The organism is Anaerotignum faecicola (genome assembly GCA_024460105.1).
Taxonomy (GTDB): domain Bacteria; phylum Bacillota; class Clostridia; order Lachnospirales; family Anaerotignaceae; genus JANFXS01.
Genome location: JANFXS010000279.1, coordinates 1 through 453 on the forward strand (window position 1 = coordinate 1; position 453 = coordinate 453).

1 protein-coding gene is annotated in these 453 nt (G+C 51.7%); it reads left to right on the top strand.

Annotated elements, in window-relative coordinates:
• Nucleotides 1-453, top strand: a 453-nt coding sequence (locus tag NE664_13950) for a hydrogenase (protein ID MCQ4727737.1), incomplete at both ends; no start/stop codon positions are given.

The following is a 453-nucleotide window of genomic DNA, read 5'->3' on the forward strand; positions in this document are numbered from 1 at the left end:
GGAACACGTAAAAGCGGCCGTAAACGATCCCGGCAAAATTGTCATCTTCTCCACATCGCCGTCTGTGCGTGTAGCTCTCGGGGAAGAATTCGGCATGGAAGAGGGGAGCTTTGTGGAAGGCCGCATGGTTGCACTGCTCCGTGCTCTGGGCGGTGATTACATACTGGATACCAACTTTGCAGCAGACTTAACCATCATGGAAGAGGCCAACGAACTGATCCGCCGTTTAACAAGCAGCAATATCCCCATTCCCCAGCTCACCAGCTGCTGTCCCGCCTGGGTAAAATTTGTGGAGACGTATTATCCCGAATTCAAGGAAAATCTCTCCACCTCCAAGAGCCCCATCGGTATGCAGGGGCCGACTATCAAGACGTATTTTGCCAATCAGGAAAATCTGGATCCGAAAAAGATTGTGAACGTAGCGGTCACCCCCTGTACCGCGAAGAAATTCGA